Genomic DNA, 1,047 nt, shown 5'->3' with positions numbered 1-1,047 from the left:
ATCTATGGCGCGCCGGCAAGACATAGACACGTCGAACGCTCGTCCGGTGCCTTCGAAAGGCGCTCGGAGAACCGCGCTTCTGGCATCACGGCAACCTCATAAAATTGTCTGGGAACAGCGCCCGAAACGCGACCGTGACTTATGGTTGATTCAAGCAGATCGTCGCAGTCGGAATGAGCCTAAAGTGCAGGACGGCGGGATATGTCGATGACCTCCTGAGAATCTATCCGGAAACTTATTCAGTTTGAGCATGGGCTTCGAACATCAGGCGATTTGCCGCCGACGAATAGTTTCGTCTAAAACGGATAGCGCCTAAACAATGTCCGTAGAACGAGAACCCCTCCATCACGGTCCTGAATGTTGGGCGGGTGGATCAGCGCCTGCAGCAGCAGGCCATGCTATGTCGAAGGATATGGCGCTTCTTGCCTTTGATCTTTTCTCCGCATCTTACCCGCACGGATCGACACAAAGCCCCCCCTTTTTCCGCGCCTTCGGCGCTCTTCTGCCTGTCATTGACTGCCGCAGTTGGGCTCGCCTCACGGCCCATTGCTTCCCGACATTTCACATCGAGTTCAGCATGCTTGCAGCCAAGTGTGCCGTCTCAATTCCATAGTCGAAATAGCCGAACAAAGTGCTTCGAGGCGGCAAGTCTTTGGCACAGCCCGCCATTGGCAACCAGCCTACAGAACGCACAGAAGGCCGCTCACCACCTCCCGCATGATACCGTCCGCTTGCCGCCGCCCGCCGAGATCAATGGCTCGACAAGAGCCCACTCTTCATCAGTCAGACCGCTCGGGTAATGTAACTTGCTGCCGTCATATCGTACGCGGTTTTCGATCCGCGTCATCTTCATTGCCGTCGTCTTGGACGCATGAAAGCCGAATGAATTCAACCCGGCTGCAGTGCCCATTGGTAATTATGAGCCTCAATTTATTTTCTTTTACAAACAGTTTTCGGCTTCGTCAAGAAGAGTTTTAGGTTTGAAATAATCAGTTGATTTGAGTTGGAATGAACTGATCGGTGGATGCCCCTTTTCGACCGCCTTCG

1 pseudogene is annotated in these 1,047 nt (G+C 53.5%); it reads right to left on the bottom strand.

Annotated features, from left to right (window positions below):
• Positions 1-299: 299 nt before the first annotated feature.
• Positions 300-847 (bottom strand): annotated as a pseudogene (locus MOV63_RS32430) (transposase); the annotation flags it as partial.
• Positions 848-1,047 lie beyond the last annotated feature (200 nt).

The sequence above is a fragment of the Neorhizobium sp. SHOUNA12A genome (assembly GCF_023006505.1).
GTDB lineage: Bacteria > Pseudomonadota > Alphaproteobacteria > Rhizobiales > Rhizobiaceae > Neorhizobium.
This window is presented reverse-complemented; position numbering and strand designations above follow the sequence as displayed.